This window comes from Campylobacter sp. MIT 21-1684, from assembly GCF_026241315.1.
Taxonomy (GTDB): Bacteria; Campylobacterota; Campylobacteria; order Campylobacterales; family Campylobacteraceae; genus Campylobacter_D.
The window spans coordinates 1-1406 of record NZ_JAPHNA010000049.1; the positions used below are offsets into that span (position 1 = coordinate 1).

The window sequence follows — 1406 nt, forward strand, 5'->3', positions numbered from 1 at the left end:
TTAGAAGTAGTTTGAGGATTCAAACTCTCACTCTTTTTACTTCTCTGTTCTATGAAAGAAGTAACATTTTCTTTCATAGACTTTGCATTCTCTTTCTTTATACGATTGTCATTAGAATTAAAACTATTCTCTAAGAGGGCTTCATTGAGAAGAACTTGCTCCATTGCTATAATAATAAATTCTCTTAGATTCTCTTTATTGTCTTTAAAACTTGAAGAGAAGTTTAGAGTAATGTTTTCATTGAGAGTGAGATCATAGATATTACTCTGTGCTTTGAGACTCTGTTTGAGTACTTGTACTCTTTTTTCTTGTAAAGACACAGGGGTTTTTAAATCACTGCTTTGAGTAAAAGAGTATTCACTGCTATAACTATGCCAATTAGCATCACTCTCTTCTTCAAAGCCTTCAGTGTTTTGAGTGAGACTTTGTAAGGCAAAAGGATTGAAAGCATTCTGAGTGCTTTGAGTAAAAGCATTAGCTCTTAAGGTTTGCTGCTTATACACACTAGAGATACAAGGTTCATTTAAAGTATTATTGATATTAGGATTAAAAGGAAGCTCTCTGCTTGATGAGTGTCTTTGTGCTCTGTCATAAAAGCATATACTTCCTCCAACATCACAAAAGTATATGCCATTATTATGGGCTAACCTTGTTATAAAGTCTAAATCACTCTCCTCATATTGAGAAATGAGTTCTAGCTTTGGATAGCTTAGAGTAATGCCAGAGAAATTGAAAGGTTTTATTATATCGTGTTCATAAAAGGCTAGTATGATTTGTATCACTTCTACAACACTCTTATTGGTATAGATTCTATTTGCCTTATTCAAAGACATTCTATAAAGAGGAGAATACAGAGTAAATTGAAAGAAATGCTTATGATTGAAAGAAGGAGTACGACTGCCTCTATGCAAAACATTAGCACTGCTATTAGCATTCAATCCTAGATACTCTACACTAAAGAGTATGCCTTGATATTCTTTTGCTTTCTCTAAAGAGTCTAAAGATTCTTTAGAGTTTTGAGAATCTTTATTTGTTTGATTGCTTTCTTTTAGAGTTTCTAGGACATTGTTTGTAAAATCTAAAGTGTGAGAACTTTGAGGGTAGGGATTAGTAATTCTAAAGCTTGCTTCTTGATTGATTAAAGCATTAGGGTGAAAGTTCAAAGCACTCTCTTTATGTGGAAAAGAGTTTAAAGCATTCTCTTTGTTTCTCTCTAAAGAAGCAAAGGATTCTAAAGTAAAAGGATGCTCTTCTAAGCTTTCTCTATATCCCTCACAAGTAATGCAAAAAGGAGATTCTAAACTCTCTTTGATATGGGCTTTAGTGATAGTAAAGGAGAGGGGAGTAGAAGAAGTGCTATTGAGTGTTAAGGAGAGGTAAGAGTTATGATTCATAGGTTATCCTTT

1 protein-coding gene is annotated in these 1406 nt (G+C 33.2%); it reads right to left on the reverse strand.

All coding sequences use genetic code 11. The annotated features are described in order from the left end of the window. On the reverse strand, nt 1–1394 hold a 1394-nt coding region (locus OQH62_RS08470), incomplete at its 3' end, for a contractile injection system protein, VgrG/Pvc8 family (RefSeq protein ID WP_266016118.1). Nucleotides 1395–1406 lie beyond the last annotated feature (12 nt).